The following is a 13,441-nucleotide window of genomic DNA, read 5'->3' on the forward strand; positions in this document are numbered from 1 at the left end:
TGGGCCGCCATCATCTTCTCTAGTACGACACTTGGCCTAGTCTCCAGCGGAGTCGTGCTGACTGACCCTGTTCTGTCGTTCTCGATTTTGCTCTCCAGCTATGGATTCTGGCGTTGGATGAAGTGCTCCAGCAACGCGGATGCCTACCTGATGTTCGCCGGGCTGGGCCTGGGCCTACTGGCTAAAGGTCCGCTCATTTTGGTGCTTATGGGCACGCCAGCATTCGTGTGGGTGGTTCTCTATAAAGAGTGGGGGCGAGTGCTGATACTTCCCTGGATCGGCGGCCTTGTCCTAATGCTCGGTATATCCTTGCCCTGGTATATCGCGGCCGAAATGAAAACGCCGGGGTTCATGCAATACTTTTTCGTTGGTGAACACTGGAGTCGTTACGTCGTCAGCAACTGGGCTGGAGACCTCTATGGCAGCGCTCATGCCAAGCCATACGGCACCATCTGGATTCAGCTCGGTTTGTCGCTATTGCCATGGGCTTTCTTTCTTCCTCTGCTGATTCGCAAGCGCGGATCAATGCAGCGATTCGAGGCCTACCTCTGGCTCTGGGCGCTGGCAACTCCCATATTCTTTACATTCGCCGGTAACATTCTGTGGACCTACCTGCTTCCATCTCTACCAGCCTGGGCCATGTTGTTGTCTGGACGGATCTGCGATGCAGGCCCGAAGACCACTTGGGCTGCCGCTACGAGCGCTGTAGTACTCCCAATCGTAGGTGCGGGGATCATCATTGCAGGGGTAATGGAGCAGCGACCTCAGAACCAGCGAGATGTGGTTGAAGCCTGGAGTGATTTGCAGTCAGCTCAGTCGGCTCCGCTGATCTACCCTGGCCGTCGCTCGTATTCGTCGGAGTTCTACAGCAGCGGGAAGTCAGAGAACATTCAGGATCCTGCTAAGTGGCCACGTGATAGCTCGTTCTACCTATCCAGGCGCCTGCGTGACAGCAACGCTGAACTGCCTGTCAACCTGAGCTGCGTCAAGATCACCGAAGTAAACGCCAGCCAGCTAATGCTGTGTCGTTGGAAGGACGCTCAGCAAAGTAACAACGGATTGGCTGGAGAAATTGATGCGGGAGCGTCTCGTACGGACGAAGGCTAAATTCCAGACACAAAAAAGCCAGGTTGTACCCTGGCTTTTTTGTAAATTGCTTTCGTCATTTAGAGTCCTGTTTAACCGCCGATTAATTATCGGCTTGTTCCTTACCATCCTTGCTTTCTTTCTTTTGCTCTTGAGCGACTTGCTGTTTGTTCTGATCCGAAGAGTCATCGCTCCATAGGCGAGCCTGTTCAGTTCGAAAGTTTTCATTGAACTGTTTCGCTCTCTCGTAGCCGCCTTCGGCATAAGCGACACCCGTGAGACCAAGCAGCAGGCTGCCAATAGCGATCGATTTGACAAATTTCATTGTGAGCCTCGGTTTTTACTAGGTCCGCCTGATTAGCGGCCTTTGTTGGTTTGTAGTTTAGGAACGCGAAGCTAACGACAAGGTGAGTCAATAATTACAATTCCGTAATTTTGGCGGCCGGGATGATGCGTTAAATCTGCAAATCTGGAAGGATCATGTCTATCTCGGCATTGCTGAGGGCGATGTTAAATTTTCCCTAAAATTACAATTTTGATATCTACTTAAATAATCAGTGCGGCTTTCGGCCGCTCTCGGAGATAGCCATGAATGACATAGAGCCCTGGGCGGTTGCGATCGGTGATTTTCGTCGAAGCACTGAAAAGTTCACTGTCCAAATTGATGAGCTGACCGCTCAGACACGTACCTGCAGCGCCGTGCTGGAGAAGTCGAACGACCTTGTGGAGCAGGTCGATACTGTCGGCCGGCAGATACAAGATGAGGTGCGGAAGGCCGAGAAAGCTTGGTCGAATGCCGAAGAGGTCGCTTTGCGAGCTGCGGCAGAGGCATATTCCGCCGCGTGTCGGGGAGTCGACACGGCCATTAAACCGCTAATCGCGGAGCTTTCTACAGCGACTAAGGCTGCCAATATCTCCATTCTGGAGCTCAAGCGTGCCCCGGTTTTGGCCAAACGTTATGTGATGGTCGTGGCAACAGCGTTCTTCATCCTGGGGTTGATCAGTGTCTACACGACGATGCGTTTTATAGACACTGCTGCCAGCGTAAGCGCTCAGGAAAGGGTGAACGCGCAGTATTTCACCCAACTGTGGAGGAATGCCAATCCAGAGGAGCAGAGGATCATAAAGTCGGTGATTTTGCGATCGCCCATGGAGCCTGTGGTCCTCAGGCACTGATGCTTGCACACAAAAAAGCCCGTCAATTGACGGGCTTATGCATGTCTGCGCTGGTTAAGCAGCAGCCATTACAGGTTCTTTAAACTGGGCTTCGGGAAAGTGAAGGTGGAACCACGTGAAGTTCTCTTCGGTTACTTCCACGCTCGCCGAGCCCTGATGCAAGCTCATAATCGACTGAACGATGGCTAAGCCTAGACCGGTACCGCCCTCACTCCGTGCTCGGCTCTTGTCCACTCGATAGAAACGTTCAAACAAATGCGCATGGTGTTCCCTCGCGATCCCCCGGCCCGGGTTGCCGACACTCAATGTCGTACCGCTCGTACCGTGTTGCACCTTCACGTAGACCGTGCGGCCGCGTGGGCAGTAGCGAATAGCATTTGACACCAGGTTCGAGACGGCCCGTTGAATCATGAGACGATTACCGCGCACTACGTCCTCATTGCCAGAGATTTGCAGCTGGATCTCGCCTTCTTCTGCCGAAATGCTGAAGAGATCGCATACACGCTCAACCTCGTCGACCAGCGACACGGGTTCAAACTCCACCATGGATGCTGGGTGACTGACCTGAGCCAGGAACAGCATGTCGGAAACCATCCGGCTCATGCGGTCCAGCTCTTCTGTGCACGATTCCAGCACTTCCCGGTACTCTTGAAGCGATCGTTCTCTGGTCAAGGCAACCTGGGCCTTACCCATCAGGTTGGAAAGCGGTGCACGCAACTCGTGAGCAAGATCGTCAGAGAATTGAGAAAGCTGCTGCACACCGTCATCTAGGCGAGCCAGCATGATGTTAATGCCGTCAGCGAGCTCTTTAAGCTCTGAGGGCATTCCATCCGTTGGCAGGCGATGGTCCAGGCTCTCGGTGGAGATTTTCGAGGCAACTTTCAAGAACTTGGTCAGAGGTAGCAGTCCGCGGCGCACGGTCCACCAAGCGATGGCCAAGATCAATGCGAGGATGACGGGCGACATCATCAGGGCCCAGGTCAGCAATGCATCGAGCAGGGCCTCACTGGATGACTGGTCCATGGTCATGTAGACGCTGACTTCGGTTCCATCGGCTAAGCGCATGATACGAGAAGCGCTCAACAGTGGGCGGTCCTGGGTATCACGCCATTCATGCTCTTTAGGCTGCGCAGCCGGCTGGAACTTGTGCACCTCCAGATTGACCTGCTTTGAGCCTATCGAGAGCAAAGGTACCTGCTTTGTTGATGTATCGAATATGCTCACGTACAGGTTGTTATGGCCCATGACCAAATCAACTAGCTGGTGCGCATCCGCGTTGACGCCGGAGATATCGTTGATAGTGGACAGGTTGTGAGCCATGCCTGCCATCTTCACTTCTAGGTCTGCTCTGGCATTTCTTTCCAGCGCTTGACCCACCATCAAGTAGCCAAAGGTCGCGAACAGAAGCAGTAATGCTGCGCTCATCAACCCGACTTTGAACCCTAGCTTTGCAGCCAGGCTGAACGGACTCATGCGCGTTCCTCGAAAACGTACCCAACGCCACGAAGCGTATGAATGAGCTTGGTTTCAAACGGGTCATCGATCTTTGAGCGCAATCGCCGGATCGCAACATCGATGACGTTGGTGTCGCAGTCAAAATTCATGTCCCAGACCAGAGAGATGATCTGGGAACGAGTCAGCGCTTCACCCGTCCTGCTCATGAGCAGGTGCAGGAGCGCAAATTCTTTTGTGGTGAGATCGATGCGTGTGCCACCACGGAAAACTCGATGGCGCACGGAGTCGAGTTCCAGATCGGCAATCTTCAGCGAGCTCTTCTCGACGAGTTCATCGCCACGTCTCTGGAGAGAACGGATGCGAGCAAGCAGCTCGGGAAACTCGAAGGGCTTCACCAAGTAGTCATCCGCGCCGCCATCCAATCCCTTGAGCTTGTCGTTGATGCGACCACGGGCTGTGAGCATGATGATGCGGACCCGGCTGGATTTCCTGATGGTTTCCAGCAGATCCCATCCGTCGATACCTGGGAGGTTCACATCGAGGAGAACCAACGAATAGACATTGACGTTGAATAGGTGAAGGGCATCAACACCGTTGTGCACAATGTCTACGACATACCCGCTTTCGGATAGGCCCTGCTGAAGATATTCCGCAGTTTTAATTTCGTCTTCGACAACTAGAACGCGCATGACTTATCTCAAGGTGTGAAGAAGGAATTGGCCAATCCGCCAAGAGGTTTGCAGGCTGTTTAAAGGTTCGGCTGAGTGCATGGCATGCGGTAGTCGCTACCTCTGTCCATACGCCGTGGTCACCTGAGGACGCTTGAATCTTAACGCGAAGAAGCTGGCCGTGGCGAAATCCTACAAATTTGTAATGTAGCCGTAAGATTGCTGACAGTCATACCGGCATACCCTTTGAGCTTAGCGGATTCAGCGGCCTTCAGCCGGTTGAGCACTCAGTAGCTGGCATGTGAATTCGGTCGTAAAAGGCGGCATTTCTGCCAAGCCGTTCTGTTTTGCCAGGAAAATTCCTTGGGGAGCTACCAAGAGCTCGTTGCCAACCACCGATCAGTGGCATCGCAGGATGCGCTGCGCTGCGCGCGGCTATGATTTCTTGATCCGTCGAAAGTGCAGATAATTACTTTACAATCTATTACATGTCCAAATTGTAATTTCACAATCATCTTGTCGTTAGCCGCCTTTGCTAGTTTTAGTACAGCACACAGGCAGCGCTGCTTTGGAGTCGTCTCATCCGGAGCAGCATGGCGGGAGTAACGAAACCCTGCTCACGCCAATGCATTCACCTTGGAACCATACGCTCCTTTGGTAAGGTGAATTTTAGCGCCCGCCGTGGGCGCTTTTTTATTAATGGACTTCTCATGAAAACCACTAGATCTGCAATTGCCGTATTCATGCTCTTCTCTGTGCTGTCGACAGATGCTCTAAGTAGCGTGCAGATCAATGAGGATCTTGAGCAGTCTGCTCGGCAGGCTACAGAGCGCTATGCACAGAGCGTGAAGAAGCCCATGCCAGAGCTTGAAGACTACACCTATGGCATGAATCTGGACGTTGGGAAGTTGGTGTACGTGTCGCCCAACGTGCGGTACTGCGGCAACGTGAAAAGCATGATGGCCTACGAGGACTCGAAGGGCGAATTGCACATGGTTCGCTACCTGGTGAAAGGCGAGTGCGTTAATAGTCGGTGAGCGGCCACCCACTTGCTGCCCCCGGCGCTTAGCTCACAGCAACTCGATGCCAAAACGACGTAGCAGCAGAGCAAAGCCCCCAAAACTTACCATGGTGATGATGATGCTGATGATAAGCGTCGGCCAAAAGTCCAGTTTGGGCAGCAGCACCGGAAAAGTGATAAACATTGGCAGGGTTGGAAGGACGTACCAGAACGTATACCAGGCATGATTAGCTATCTTTTCCATACTCTGGTTTTCCAAGTACAGCCAGATCAGCGTCATGACCGTGACCAGAGGCAGAGCGGCAACTAGGCCACCCAGCTTGTCGCTACGTTTTGCCAGCTCTGATACTAGAATCACTATTCCGGCAGTGACTAAGTACTTCGTGATGATCCAAGCCATTGCTGAACCTCCTACGGGCACTCGAGAGAGTCTGTCGGAATCTTCCCAAGGCGCTCACGAAGTGCTCCTGCCGTTTTGACGCCTATCATTCCCGATCTTTCCTTTACGACACCACTCTCTCTGTTTGAAGAGTGGTGCGTTGACCAGGTGGTTACCAACCGATCAGTGCGACGGTAACGGCATGCTCTGGTGGAAAGCTGCGCGCTCGATCTGAATGGTGCAGTGGTGGATTTCGAACGCATCGCTGACCGCTTCCACGACGCCCGCCAGCACGGCATCTCCATCTGCTGTGTCACCCACTACTACGTGCGAAGTCATCACGTTGCTGCCGCTACTGACGGCCCAAACGTGCAAATCGTGTACATCAGTGACGCCATCAACGTTGCGGATGGTGGTCTCGATTGCCGCGACGTCAAGCCCCCTTGGGACACCCTCCATGAGGATGCCCAGGCTCTCGCGAAGCAGCTGCCATGTCCGCGGCAGTACCCAGAGGCCGATTGCAACAGCGACAATCGTGTCGACCCAGGTCCAGCCAGTGAAGCGGATAATGAGAGCCGCGATGATTACGCCCAACGATCCGAGCATGTCGCTCCAAACTTCGAGGTAAGCCCCTTTGACATTGAGGCTCTCGTTGCTGGCAGATGCCAGAAGACGCATCGAAATAAGGTTGATGATCAGGCCAGCGATCGCGATCCACATCATCGCGCCAGTGGCGATCTCCGTCGGCATGAAGAAGCGTTGGTAGGCTTCGTACAAGATGTACATTGCCACCAGGAAGAGCAGGACTGCGTTGAGCGTGGAGGCCAGGATCTCCAACCGCGCATAGCCAAAGGTTCGTTTTTGATCCGCCGGCCGCTTGGCTATCTGGAGCGCAATCAGCGATATCGCCAAGGCGGCGGTGTCAGTGAACATGTGAGATGCATCCGACAGCAGCGCCAAGCTGCCGGTTATCCATGCACCGATTACTTCAGCAATCATAAAGCTGCCAGTCAGGGCCAATGCCATGACTAGCTTCTTCTGATGTCCCTCACGTACTGCTGCACTGCCATGATCATGATTCGATCCCACGTATTTCTCCTTGCGCAGGGGGGTGGTCGCGTTGGCTTACCAGGGTGGCCAGGCGCTAAGGCGTGGCTTGGCCGCACTGGCTGCAGAATTTCGCTCCTGACGTCAGCGAGGAGCCGCAGGCCTTGCAGCCACTCGATAGTGGTGTTCCGCAGTTTAGACAAAAGCGCGCAGATGGGGCGTTAGCGGTCCGGCACTGCCTGCAAGGCTGCAGATCAGTGATTGGGGCTTGGGATATTGCCCGCCCACTGTCAATTACCCGGTCATTGCCGTCGCAGCTCTGCTGCTGGTCATAGCGGTCATGCCGATCGCTCCCGTGCCCACCACTGTGGTGCTTACCACCGCCGTGGTTTCCCCGGCCGTGGTGGCCGCCCAAGATGTTCTTGAAAAAGCTCATGGTGTTCGTCCCTCATTGATAAGTGACATAAGCACGGGCAAAAGTTAAGGAAGTGTTCTGCTCGCGAGAAAGACTTCTAAATTGAAGTAAAAGTTCAAAATGAGCGTACGACAAAACAAGCCCATTTTGTTTATGAAATTTAATTTAATTCGCTGGGTGGCACTAACCACACAGCAGTCGAACGTGTCCGATTTTTTATCATAGCCTGGTCGATCACAATCAAAAAAGCCATTGCTGCGATTCTGACAGCATTGTAATCACGAGGTCATCGTGTCGTTATCGTGTTCCGGAAATAATGCGCCTAGCGAGAGTTTACTTCTCATTCAATTCTTTTGCCTCAAACATCCTAAGCGCCCTTAAGCCATAGGGCTCGGGGTCTCTGGCGCTCCGCACGCCCACCTTCGCACCGTATCTGTCGATGGTTTGCCTGGTAGCTACCGAGGATTCCATAGCCATGCGTCATGGATCAGCAGCCTCCTAGAGTTTGATAATGACACCTTCGAAATCCATTGTTCACACCCTGTTCAGTAGATTGATCTTTGCTATTCGCAGTACTCGACAAAAAGGCATCAGCACCAATCTGCTCATCGGGCTGGTAACTCTTTGGTTGTTGCTATTTACGAACGCTGAGCTTTGGCGTGTTCTTACGCGGCTGATTTTCAATGCCGATGAAGTTAATTGGCTGCTCGCGAGTAGCCTGCCAGTTGTTGTGTTTGCTTGGGTGTTTACCATACTCAGTCTGCTGTCATGGGCACGGCTCGCCAAACCGCTACTGTGCCTGATCCTGATCAGTGCGGCTTTCGCCAGCTACTTCATGAATGCTTACGGCATCGTCATTGATTACACCATGTTCACCAACGTCGTGGAGACCGACGTCAGTGAGGTCTCCGAGCTACTGAACTGGAAGCTCGGCCTCTGGGTGGCAATGGTAGGGGGATTGCCCGTTTACCTGATCAGTCAGGTGCCGCTCCGACGTAAGCCCTGGATCAAAGCGTTGGCCAGTAGACTCATTGTCCTTTCGCTTGCCCTAGTCACCCTTGCCGGCATTGTGCTGAGCCAATACCAGTCTTATGCGTCCTTGCTGCGCAACAACCGGGAGATTCGGCTCATTCTGGTTCCCACCAACCTGTTTGCGGCCAGTCATGGCTACCTGAAACGTCAGTTGGCCACGCCGAAAGAACTGACCACCATCGGTACCGATGCAGTAGTGAAAAGGCAGGGAGCAGCTCGCAAACCCAAGCTGCTGGTGCTGGCAGTGGGGGAGACAGCACGCTCTGCCAACTTCTCCCTCAATGGCTACTCCCGTGATACGAATCCGGAACTGAAAAAACGCAATGTCATAAGCTTCTCAAATGTGAGTTCCTGCGGCACCGCCACCGCGGTATCACTGCCGTGCATGTTCCTGGACGTCGGCAAGGATGAGTACAAGGACGGCTTGGCCAAGAGCCGAGAAGGGCTACTCGATGTGCTTCAGCGCGCAGGCATCAGCGTAATGTGGACTGACAACAATTCGGGCTGTAAAGGGGTCTGTGACCGGGTGCCTAACCACAAGGCTACCCAACATGCGGATGCTCAGCTGTGCACCAGCGACGAGTGCAAGGACGGGGTGCTGCTCTCGGAAATGGAGGACTTCATCAACCGTCAGGAAGGCGATGCTGTCCTGGTGCTCCACTACAAAGGCAGCCACGGCCCAGCCTACTACAAGCGATATCCCTCGCAGTTCAAGAAATTCGAGCCGGTCTGCGAGACCAATGAGCTCGACAAATGTAAGCAGCAGGAGGTGATCAATGCCTACGACAACTCGATCCTCTACACCGACTACGTAACGGCCGGGCTGATCGACATCCTGGCTGCGAACACCAAATTCGACACTGCGCTCATGTACGTCTCGGATCATGGGGAGTCACTGGGAGAGGGTGGCCTCTACCTACATGGGCTGCCCTATGCGATGGCCCCGGACGAGCAAACCAAGGTGCCAATGGTGCTCTGGATGTCTGACTCTATCGCGAAGAGCGAACGGCTGAATATGGGCTGCTTGAAAGCCCAGACAAACTCGCCATTGAGCCATGACAACCTGTTCCACACGGTGCTCGGGATGATGAGCGTCCAGACATCCTCGTATCGCTCAGCCCTAGACTTCACTGCCCCTTGCAAGCCCTTGGCCGGAAGCACGTACTCCGGCCTCTGAATGCTCGAAGTGCGATTGAAATACTCGCTCGTATCAGCTGCAATATTCAATTGGAGAGCAGAAAAGTCAGTTGAATCTGGTTGCCCAGGTTTTGCTCGCTGTGAATGTCGACCTTGCCACCGCAGTGTTCCACGATCCGTTTGTACCGCGAGCGATGCGCCTGCAGTGTACGTTCAAGCAATTCGGGCCAATCAAGCGCATTGACCAGTGTTGAGACCTAGGCTGGCATCTCGGTTGCTGCCGTTCTAGTCATGGGTAACCTGGGTCGCAGCAGGTGGCGACTGAGCGTAATCGACCTATGAAGCGGCCGGTCGACAACGACCGCTGTGGGTCGAAAGCTGCCTTAGGGCTGGGCGTCTGCATCACTAATTGGCTTTAGCACTATGCTCCCGCCTATCAGCTGTATGCTCAGGGAATCACCGATTTTGAGACCCATGCGTTCGAGGATATCGTCCGGGAGGTCAGTGATGACATCCCCAGTACCATCACCTGGTTCTTGGCATTTCAAGGTTGTCCGCACGGATTCATTCATAAGGGGCGGCTCCTTATGAGCTGATGGGGAAGCCTCCATCCTACGCCCACTTGCCCCCTACTGGCAGCATTCGACCCACTGCGAAGGCTGGATGTTGGAGCCAGCACCGGCAAGCTCTGCTTTCGCAAGTATGAAGGAGTTTAGTGATAATCCTGCTTCCGGCTGGCGGCGATGGCGCTGACAACTCAGCTTAGGGCCGTGTCTGCTTGAGGTCGCAAGCAGCCAGTCGCTAATGACCGCGCTATCGAACCACTGAGCACCATCCGAGACAGAGCTTTGTTTACCGCGGAGCGTGAGCCCGTTCGCTCGAATACCTTCCTAACAAAGGGGCTTCCCCTTAGGCATACGCTTGATGCGGTTCGAGTTAGATCCTGCGATAGACACAGCTAATCCTATGTCAGACGAGATGTAGACAGGTCCTCTGGCATGGAACCCAACGGCGTTAAGTGTAGACACCGTGTTCAATTCGTCCTAGGAGTGTCACAACTTGCTGGTAGCCCGATCGAGTCACCAAGGTGCTGCAAGGTGACTGATGCCTTAGCCCGATTGCTGGCTTGTACAGCCATTGCGCGGCAAGCACTCGACTGCCAAGCACCAGCGTTGCCAGATGCACGATTTCTTCGCACCTGCCCTTGAAGCTTCGGTGGTCGATGCTCCAGCACCCCTGCGGCGAGCATGGGCACAGCGCTAATATCTGAGGATCCTTCATTTGCAAACCTCAAAGGTGAAAGCCTATCTCTCAACCGGCAATTCGGCCAACAGGTTCCATTCCTTTGCCGGCATGTGCTGCTATGTCGAGAAACCTTCCTTGCGTCTGTACCCGCCTTCGCAAAAGCCTTCGGGCGTCGTCTTCATTTTCCGACTTTATACGCCACTTATCAGTCTTTACCTTCCGTCGGCCCTTCATTGCCTCTCCTCTTCCACGTAGGTAGCGCCCAAGATCAAACCAGCCGCAGGGTCAGATCGCGCAGACTTTGGTTGCATCCGATCGGACATCTCAGTCCATGCTGAAGGGGGACAGGCGCCCCTCCTCATCGGTCCGATGGCGTCACGCTTAGCTCCTCACGAACGCGCTCAATGATTGAATCCAGAGTGGCATCCTTGTCCATAAAAAGGTAGCACTGGGTCAAGATCGTCAAAGGATGAACATTCATGACAGAGGCGAGCCCATGCACCATTTCGAGGGTAGGGCCCTTTCCTCCGGCTTCCAGTTGACTAAGGTAGGTTTGGCTACTGTGGCCGCCGAACTCTTCTTGGCTGAGGCTACGAGATTTCCTCAGCAACCTCATGGCCTTACCAAATGCCTGTTTCAGCTCCATTTTTTCATTCCTACAAAAGGAATGATGAAGCCGTCTTGAACGCCATACATCCATTAACTATTGTTAATATTTTGAGGGTTTTTCGATGTTCAAGACCTATAGCCATGCCGAACTCAGCCCAGCCGGTATTTTCGGCGAGCCCGCCAGCCGTCACTGGAAATTTATTGAGCTGGAGCTGCACCACCCATGGTTTTACGTGGAGCTTGTGCGCGATTACGGTGACGACATCGTGGGCAGCATGCTGATGATCCCCACGGTACCGATCCTACAGCAGATGCTTTCGGAGCTTGATGACCGCTCATGGCTCGCGCAAGCACATCTGATGTCACCTGGTCACATGAGAGGCGGTAACGACTGGGTGATGGAACCGCTTCAGGAAGTGAGCATTGCTGAAGACGCGTCAGGAACAGAAGAGGGCTATATCTATAAGGTAGTAGGCGGGGCTTGTTACAGCATTCATCACTCAACTCAGCGAGATAACCTCAAGGTCACTGAAATTATTTTTTTGGCTGAGCGCGATCTACGCGTGAGTGGATGATTAAAGTAGCTTACGCATTTAATTTATCGTTACGGCTTTTAGAAGGCAAATAGACTATTCTAGAGTAATTATCTTGGTTTTTACTATTGAATTAGCTGCAATCAGTGCTATCTTTATGGAGGCGAGTTTCAGATGTTGTCATCCTAAACTGTTTAATCTCCTGCCAGTAAGCTTAGGACTTTCTCCACCCAGCGATCAACTGGTTGTCAGTGAGCCTAGGCTGGCCCAGGTGTATTTTGGGGAGAGGCTTGCGCTACCCAGTGCAGTATGAGCATAGGCCTTCAGGTTATGAATTTTTCAAGACTAACGAACGGCTCATCAACAGTAACTGGCTTCAATAGAAAATATTTTTAGTTACTCTGCGACGATTGATCCTATGGATTTTTTCAGGTGTACGAGGAGTCTTGTTAGGCCAAGTGACGGCTTCATGCTGTGGTGTCATCCGAATCACCGCCTCGTAGGTACCGACCCTACCACCGTTCTTCCGATAGACTGTCAATGCTTCTTTTGTCAGCAGAGCTTGCAGGGACCACCAGTGATCGGACGCCTTAATGTAATTAGTAATTTCGGGATCTATCCAGCCTGCTAGCCAAGATATTTGGTTTGCGAGCAAACGGAGGCTGTTTACCGTTTGGCGTGGCCGGCGAGGTATAAAGCCCAGATTGCCATAGGAGTCAAACTCCGGCGTTCTCCAGATCTGATCGTGATGGCCAATCCTATTTCGAACATCTCGTACTTGGCTAAGTAGGTTGGCCAGTCTATCGACAAACGCCGCATCATCGTATGGCGTCGTAGCAAGGTCAGGGGCGTTTGGAAATGCTATTGATAAAACGCTAGCCTGCATGCCAGCAGGGTGCGATTTATGCTTCAAGCCTTTGATAATCGTTTCCCAGAATCCAAAGGGGACCTTCGCGACAATGTCGTCAACAGTTGCATTCCCTTTTCCTTTCTTCTTTGCGATCTTCTCTACCGCGCCGAGTACATCCTCGTGGGTGTATCGTGTGGATCTGGGGTTGTTGCCCCTTGCTAGGTCATTATTGGCCAAGCCCTGACTGCATGGCCAGCTGATGCGCTTAACATCCGTTGTGCTTAGCCTGTAGGTGACTTCCATCCCCGCTCTGAGCAATGATGCGGAATGGTCGTAGACGAGAGGAAGAACATGGACGAAAGGATCTTGCAGCTAATCGGTGATGCTCAGTTCGAGCGTTGCCTTTATGAAGCTGCGATGTTTAATCTCGAAGACCGCAGGAACAGGCTTCGCTTTCATAACTTCGCCTTTGCTATGCGCGAGCTGGTGGGTCACACGCTGAAGCGCCTGGCTCCAGACGCCGAGGTGAAAAAGTGCATATGGTGGCAGCAGAAGGCAGAAGGCGTTGTCCCGGAGGTAACGCGAGTCGAGCGGTGTGTGTATGCAACGCAGGGCGGGCTTTCCAACCACTACGTGCGAACAAAGCTCCGGTTGGACTTCGCTCAGGAGTTTGAGGAGCTTCGAGATGCCGTAGTCCGTTTGAACGGGTACGTCCACATCACACCAGAAGTTTTCCTCATGGAGGAGGACGACATCGAGCACCTCGCAGTAGAAACAATCGAAGCCGT

16 protein-coding genes are annotated in these 13,441 nt (G+C 53.2%); 6 read left to right on the top strand and 10 right to left on the bottom strand.

The features are described from left to right. On the top strand, window positions 1–1,107 hold a 1,107-nt coding region (locus tag HP546_RS16135), incomplete at its 5' end, for a glycosyltransferase family 39 protein (protein WP_172227343.1). 82 nt (window positions 1,108–1,189) lie between these two features. Here the strand turns inward: HP546_RS16135 and HP546_RS16140 are convergent. Further along, a complete protein-coding gene (locus HP546_RS16140) occupies window positions 1,190–1,411 on the bottom strand; it encodes a hypothetical protein (protein WP_059395178.1) in 222 nt (73 codons plus the stop codon). A gap of 263 nt (window positions 1,412–1,674) precedes the next feature. Here HP546_RS16140 and HP546_RS16145 point away from each other — a divergent pair, with 263 nt between their 5' ends. Beyond that, window positions 1,675–2,262 (top strand): hypothetical protein, encoded by a 588-nt coding sequence (locus tag HP546_RS16145; RefSeq protein ID WP_125923841.1) that lies wholly within the window; start codon window positions 1,675–1,677, stop codon window positions 2,260–2,262. Between the two features lie 54 nt (window positions 2,263–2,316). Here HP546_RS16145 and HP546_RS16150 read toward each other — a convergent pair whose 3' ends face one another. Beyond that, window positions 2,317–3,735 (bottom strand): heavy metal sensor histidine kinase, encoded by a 1,419-nt coding sequence (locus HP546_RS16150; protein ID WP_034138162.1) that lies wholly within the window; start codon window positions 3,733–3,735, stop codon window positions 2,317–2,319. Then, a complete protein-coding gene (locus tag HP546_RS16155; RefSeq protein WP_034138161.1) occupies window positions 3,732–4,406 on the bottom strand; it encodes a heavy metal response regulator transcription factor in 675 nt (224 codons plus the stop codon). Before HP546_RS16155 ends, HP546_RS16150 begins: the two co-directional genes overlap by 4 nt. Before the next feature lie 689 nt (window positions 4,407–5,095). Between HP546_RS16155 and HP546_RS16160 the strand changes: the two genes are divergently transcribed. After that, the gene (locus tag HP546_RS16160; RefSeq protein ID WP_034138160.1) at window positions 5,096–5,422 is read left to right on the top strand and encodes a DUF2790 domain-containing protein; all 327 of its coding nucleotides are present in this window, start codon (window positions 5,096–5,098) and stop codon (window positions 5,420–5,422) included. A gap of 33 nt (window positions 5,423–5,455) precedes the next feature. Here HP546_RS16160 and HP546_RS16165 read toward each other — a convergent pair whose 3' ends face one another. From HP546_RS16165 to HP546_RS16175, 3 genes are all read right to left on the bottom strand, one after another. After that, a complete protein-coding gene (locus HP546_RS16165; protein ID WP_034138159.1) occupies window positions 5,456–5,806 on the bottom strand; it encodes a DUF3147 family protein in 351 nt (116 codons plus the stop codon). Between the two features lie 162 nt (window positions 5,807–5,968). After that, a complete protein-coding gene (locus HP546_RS16170; protein ID WP_034138158.1) occupies window positions 5,969–6,874 on the bottom strand; it encodes a cation diffusion facilitator family transporter in 906 nt (301 codons plus the stop codon). 55 nt (window positions 6,875–6,929) lie between these two features. Then, window positions 6,930–7,268, bottom strand: a complete 339-nt coding sequence (locus HP546_RS16175; protein WP_080761431.1) for a zinc ribbon domain-containing protein — start codon at window positions 7,266–7,268, stop codon at window positions 6,930–6,932. Between the two features lie 490 nt (window positions 7,269–7,758). On the opposite strand from HP546_RS16175, the gene HP546_RS16180 reads away from it, so the two are divergent. Further along, the gene (locus HP546_RS16180) at window positions 7,759–9,456 is read left to right on the top strand and encodes a phosphoethanolamine transferase (RefSeq protein ID WP_034138157.1); all 1,698 of its coding nucleotides are present in this window, start codon (window positions 7,759–7,761) and stop codon (window positions 9,454–9,456) included. Window positions 9,457–9,799: 343 nt separating this feature from the next. Here HP546_RS16180 and HP546_RS31835 read toward each other — a convergent pair whose 3' ends face one another. The 3 genes from HP546_RS31835 to HP546_RS16190 form a co-directional block, all read right to left on the bottom strand. Then, window positions 9,800–10,027, bottom strand: coding sequence for an AbrB/MazE/SpoVT family DNA-binding domain-containing protein (locus tag HP546_RS31835; protein ID WP_371928076.1), 228 nt, complete (start codon window positions 10,025–10,027; stop codon window positions 9,800–9,802). A gap of 403 nt (window positions 10,028–10,430) precedes the next feature. Continuing rightward, window positions 10,431–10,697 carry an antitoxin Xre/MbcA/ParS toxin-binding domain-containing protein gene (locus HP546_RS31840; RefSeq protein WP_080761430.1) on the bottom strand — a complete coding sequence of 89 codons (267 nt, stop codon included), beginning with the start codon at window positions 10,695–10,697 and terminating at the stop codon, window positions 10,431–10,433. 322 nt (window positions 10,698–11,019) lie between these two features. Beyond that, window positions 11,020–11,307 (bottom strand): helix-turn-helix domain-containing protein, encoded by a 288-nt coding sequence (locus HP546_RS16190; RefSeq protein ID WP_059395176.1) that lies wholly within the window; start codon window positions 11,305–11,307, stop codon window positions 11,020–11,022. Window positions 11,308–11,392: 85 nt separating this feature from the next. Here HP546_RS16190 and HP546_RS16195 point away from each other — a divergent pair, with 85 nt between their 5' ends. Continuing rightward, a complete protein-coding gene (locus HP546_RS16195) occupies window positions 11,393–11,845 on the top strand; it encodes a hypothetical protein (RefSeq protein WP_059395175.1) in 453 nt (150 codons plus the stop codon). 334 nt (window positions 11,846–12,179) lie between these two features. On the opposite strand, the gene HP546_RS16200 is transcribed toward HP546_RS16195, so the two are convergent. Next, window positions 12,180–12,956 (bottom strand): hypothetical protein, encoded by a 777-nt coding sequence (locus tag HP546_RS16200; protein WP_125923842.1) that lies wholly within the window; start codon window positions 12,954–12,956, stop codon window positions 12,180–12,182. Between the two features lie 24 nt (window positions 12,957–12,980). Between HP546_RS16200 and HP546_RS16205 the strand changes: the two genes are divergently transcribed. Further along, window positions 12,981–13,441 (top strand): hypothetical protein (locus tag HP546_RS16205; RefSeq protein WP_218584535.1); only part of this gene is annotated, 461 nt, incomplete at its 3' end.

The organism is Pseudomonas sp. CM25, from assembly GCF_013179705.1.
In the GTDB taxonomy this organism is placed as follows: domain Bacteria; phylum Pseudomonadota; class Gammaproteobacteria; order Pseudomonadales; family Pseudomonadaceae; genus Aquipseudomonas.

Bases quoted from the DNA above. Each gene is read 5' to 3' on its own strand.
- HP546_RS31840 (WP_080761430.1), bottom strand. From the start codon at position 10,697: ATGAAGGATCCTCAGATATTAGCGCTGTGCCCATGCTCGCCGCAGGGG.
- HP546_RS16175 (WP_080761431.1), bottom strand. From the start codon at position 7,268: ATGAGCTTTTTCAAGAACATCTTGGGCGGCCACCACGGCCGGGGAAAC.
- HP546_RS16150 (WP_034138162.1), bottom strand. From the start codon at position 3,735: ATGAGTCCGTTCAGCCTGGCTGCAAAGCTAGGGTTCAAAGTCGGGTTG.
- HP546_RS16155 (WP_034138161.1), bottom strand. From the start codon at position 4,406: ATGCGCGTTCTAGTTGTCGAAGACGAAATTAAAACTGCGGAATATCTT.
- HP546_RS31835 (WP_371928076.1), bottom strand. From the start codon at position 10,027: ATGGAGGCTTCCCCATCAGCTCATAAGGAGCCGCCCCTTATGAATGAA.
- HP546_RS16195 (WP_059395175.1), top strand. From the start codon at position 11,393: ATGTTCAAGACCTATAGCCATGCCGAACTCAGCCCAGCCGGTATTTTC.
- HP546_RS16200 (WP_125923842.1), bottom strand. From the start codon at position 12,956: ATGGAAGTCACCTACAGGCTAAGCACAACGGATGTTAAGCGCATCAGC.
- HP546_RS16160 (WP_034138160.1), top strand. From the start codon at position 5,096: ATGAAAACCACTAGATCTGCAATTGCCGTATTCATGCTCTTCTCTGTG.
- HP546_RS16145 (WP_125923841.1), top strand. From the start codon at position 1,675: ATGAATGACATAGAGCCCTGGGCGGTTGCGATCGGTGATTTTCGTCGA.
- HP546_RS16165 (WP_034138159.1), bottom strand. From the start codon at position 5,806: ATGGCTTGGATCATCACGAAGTACTTAGTCACTGCCGGAATAGTGATT.
- HP546_RS16190 (WP_059395176.1), bottom strand. From the start codon at position 11,307: ATGGAGCTGAAACAGGCATTTGGTAAGGCCATGAGGTTGCTGAGGAAA.
- HP546_RS16180 (WP_034138157.1), top strand. From the start codon at position 7,759: ATGACACCTTCGAAATCCATTGTTCACACCCTGTTCAGTAGATTGATC.
- HP546_RS16140 (WP_059395178.1), bottom strand. From the start codon at position 1,411: ATGAAATTTGTCAAATCGATCGCTATTGGCAGCCTGCTGCTTGGTCTC.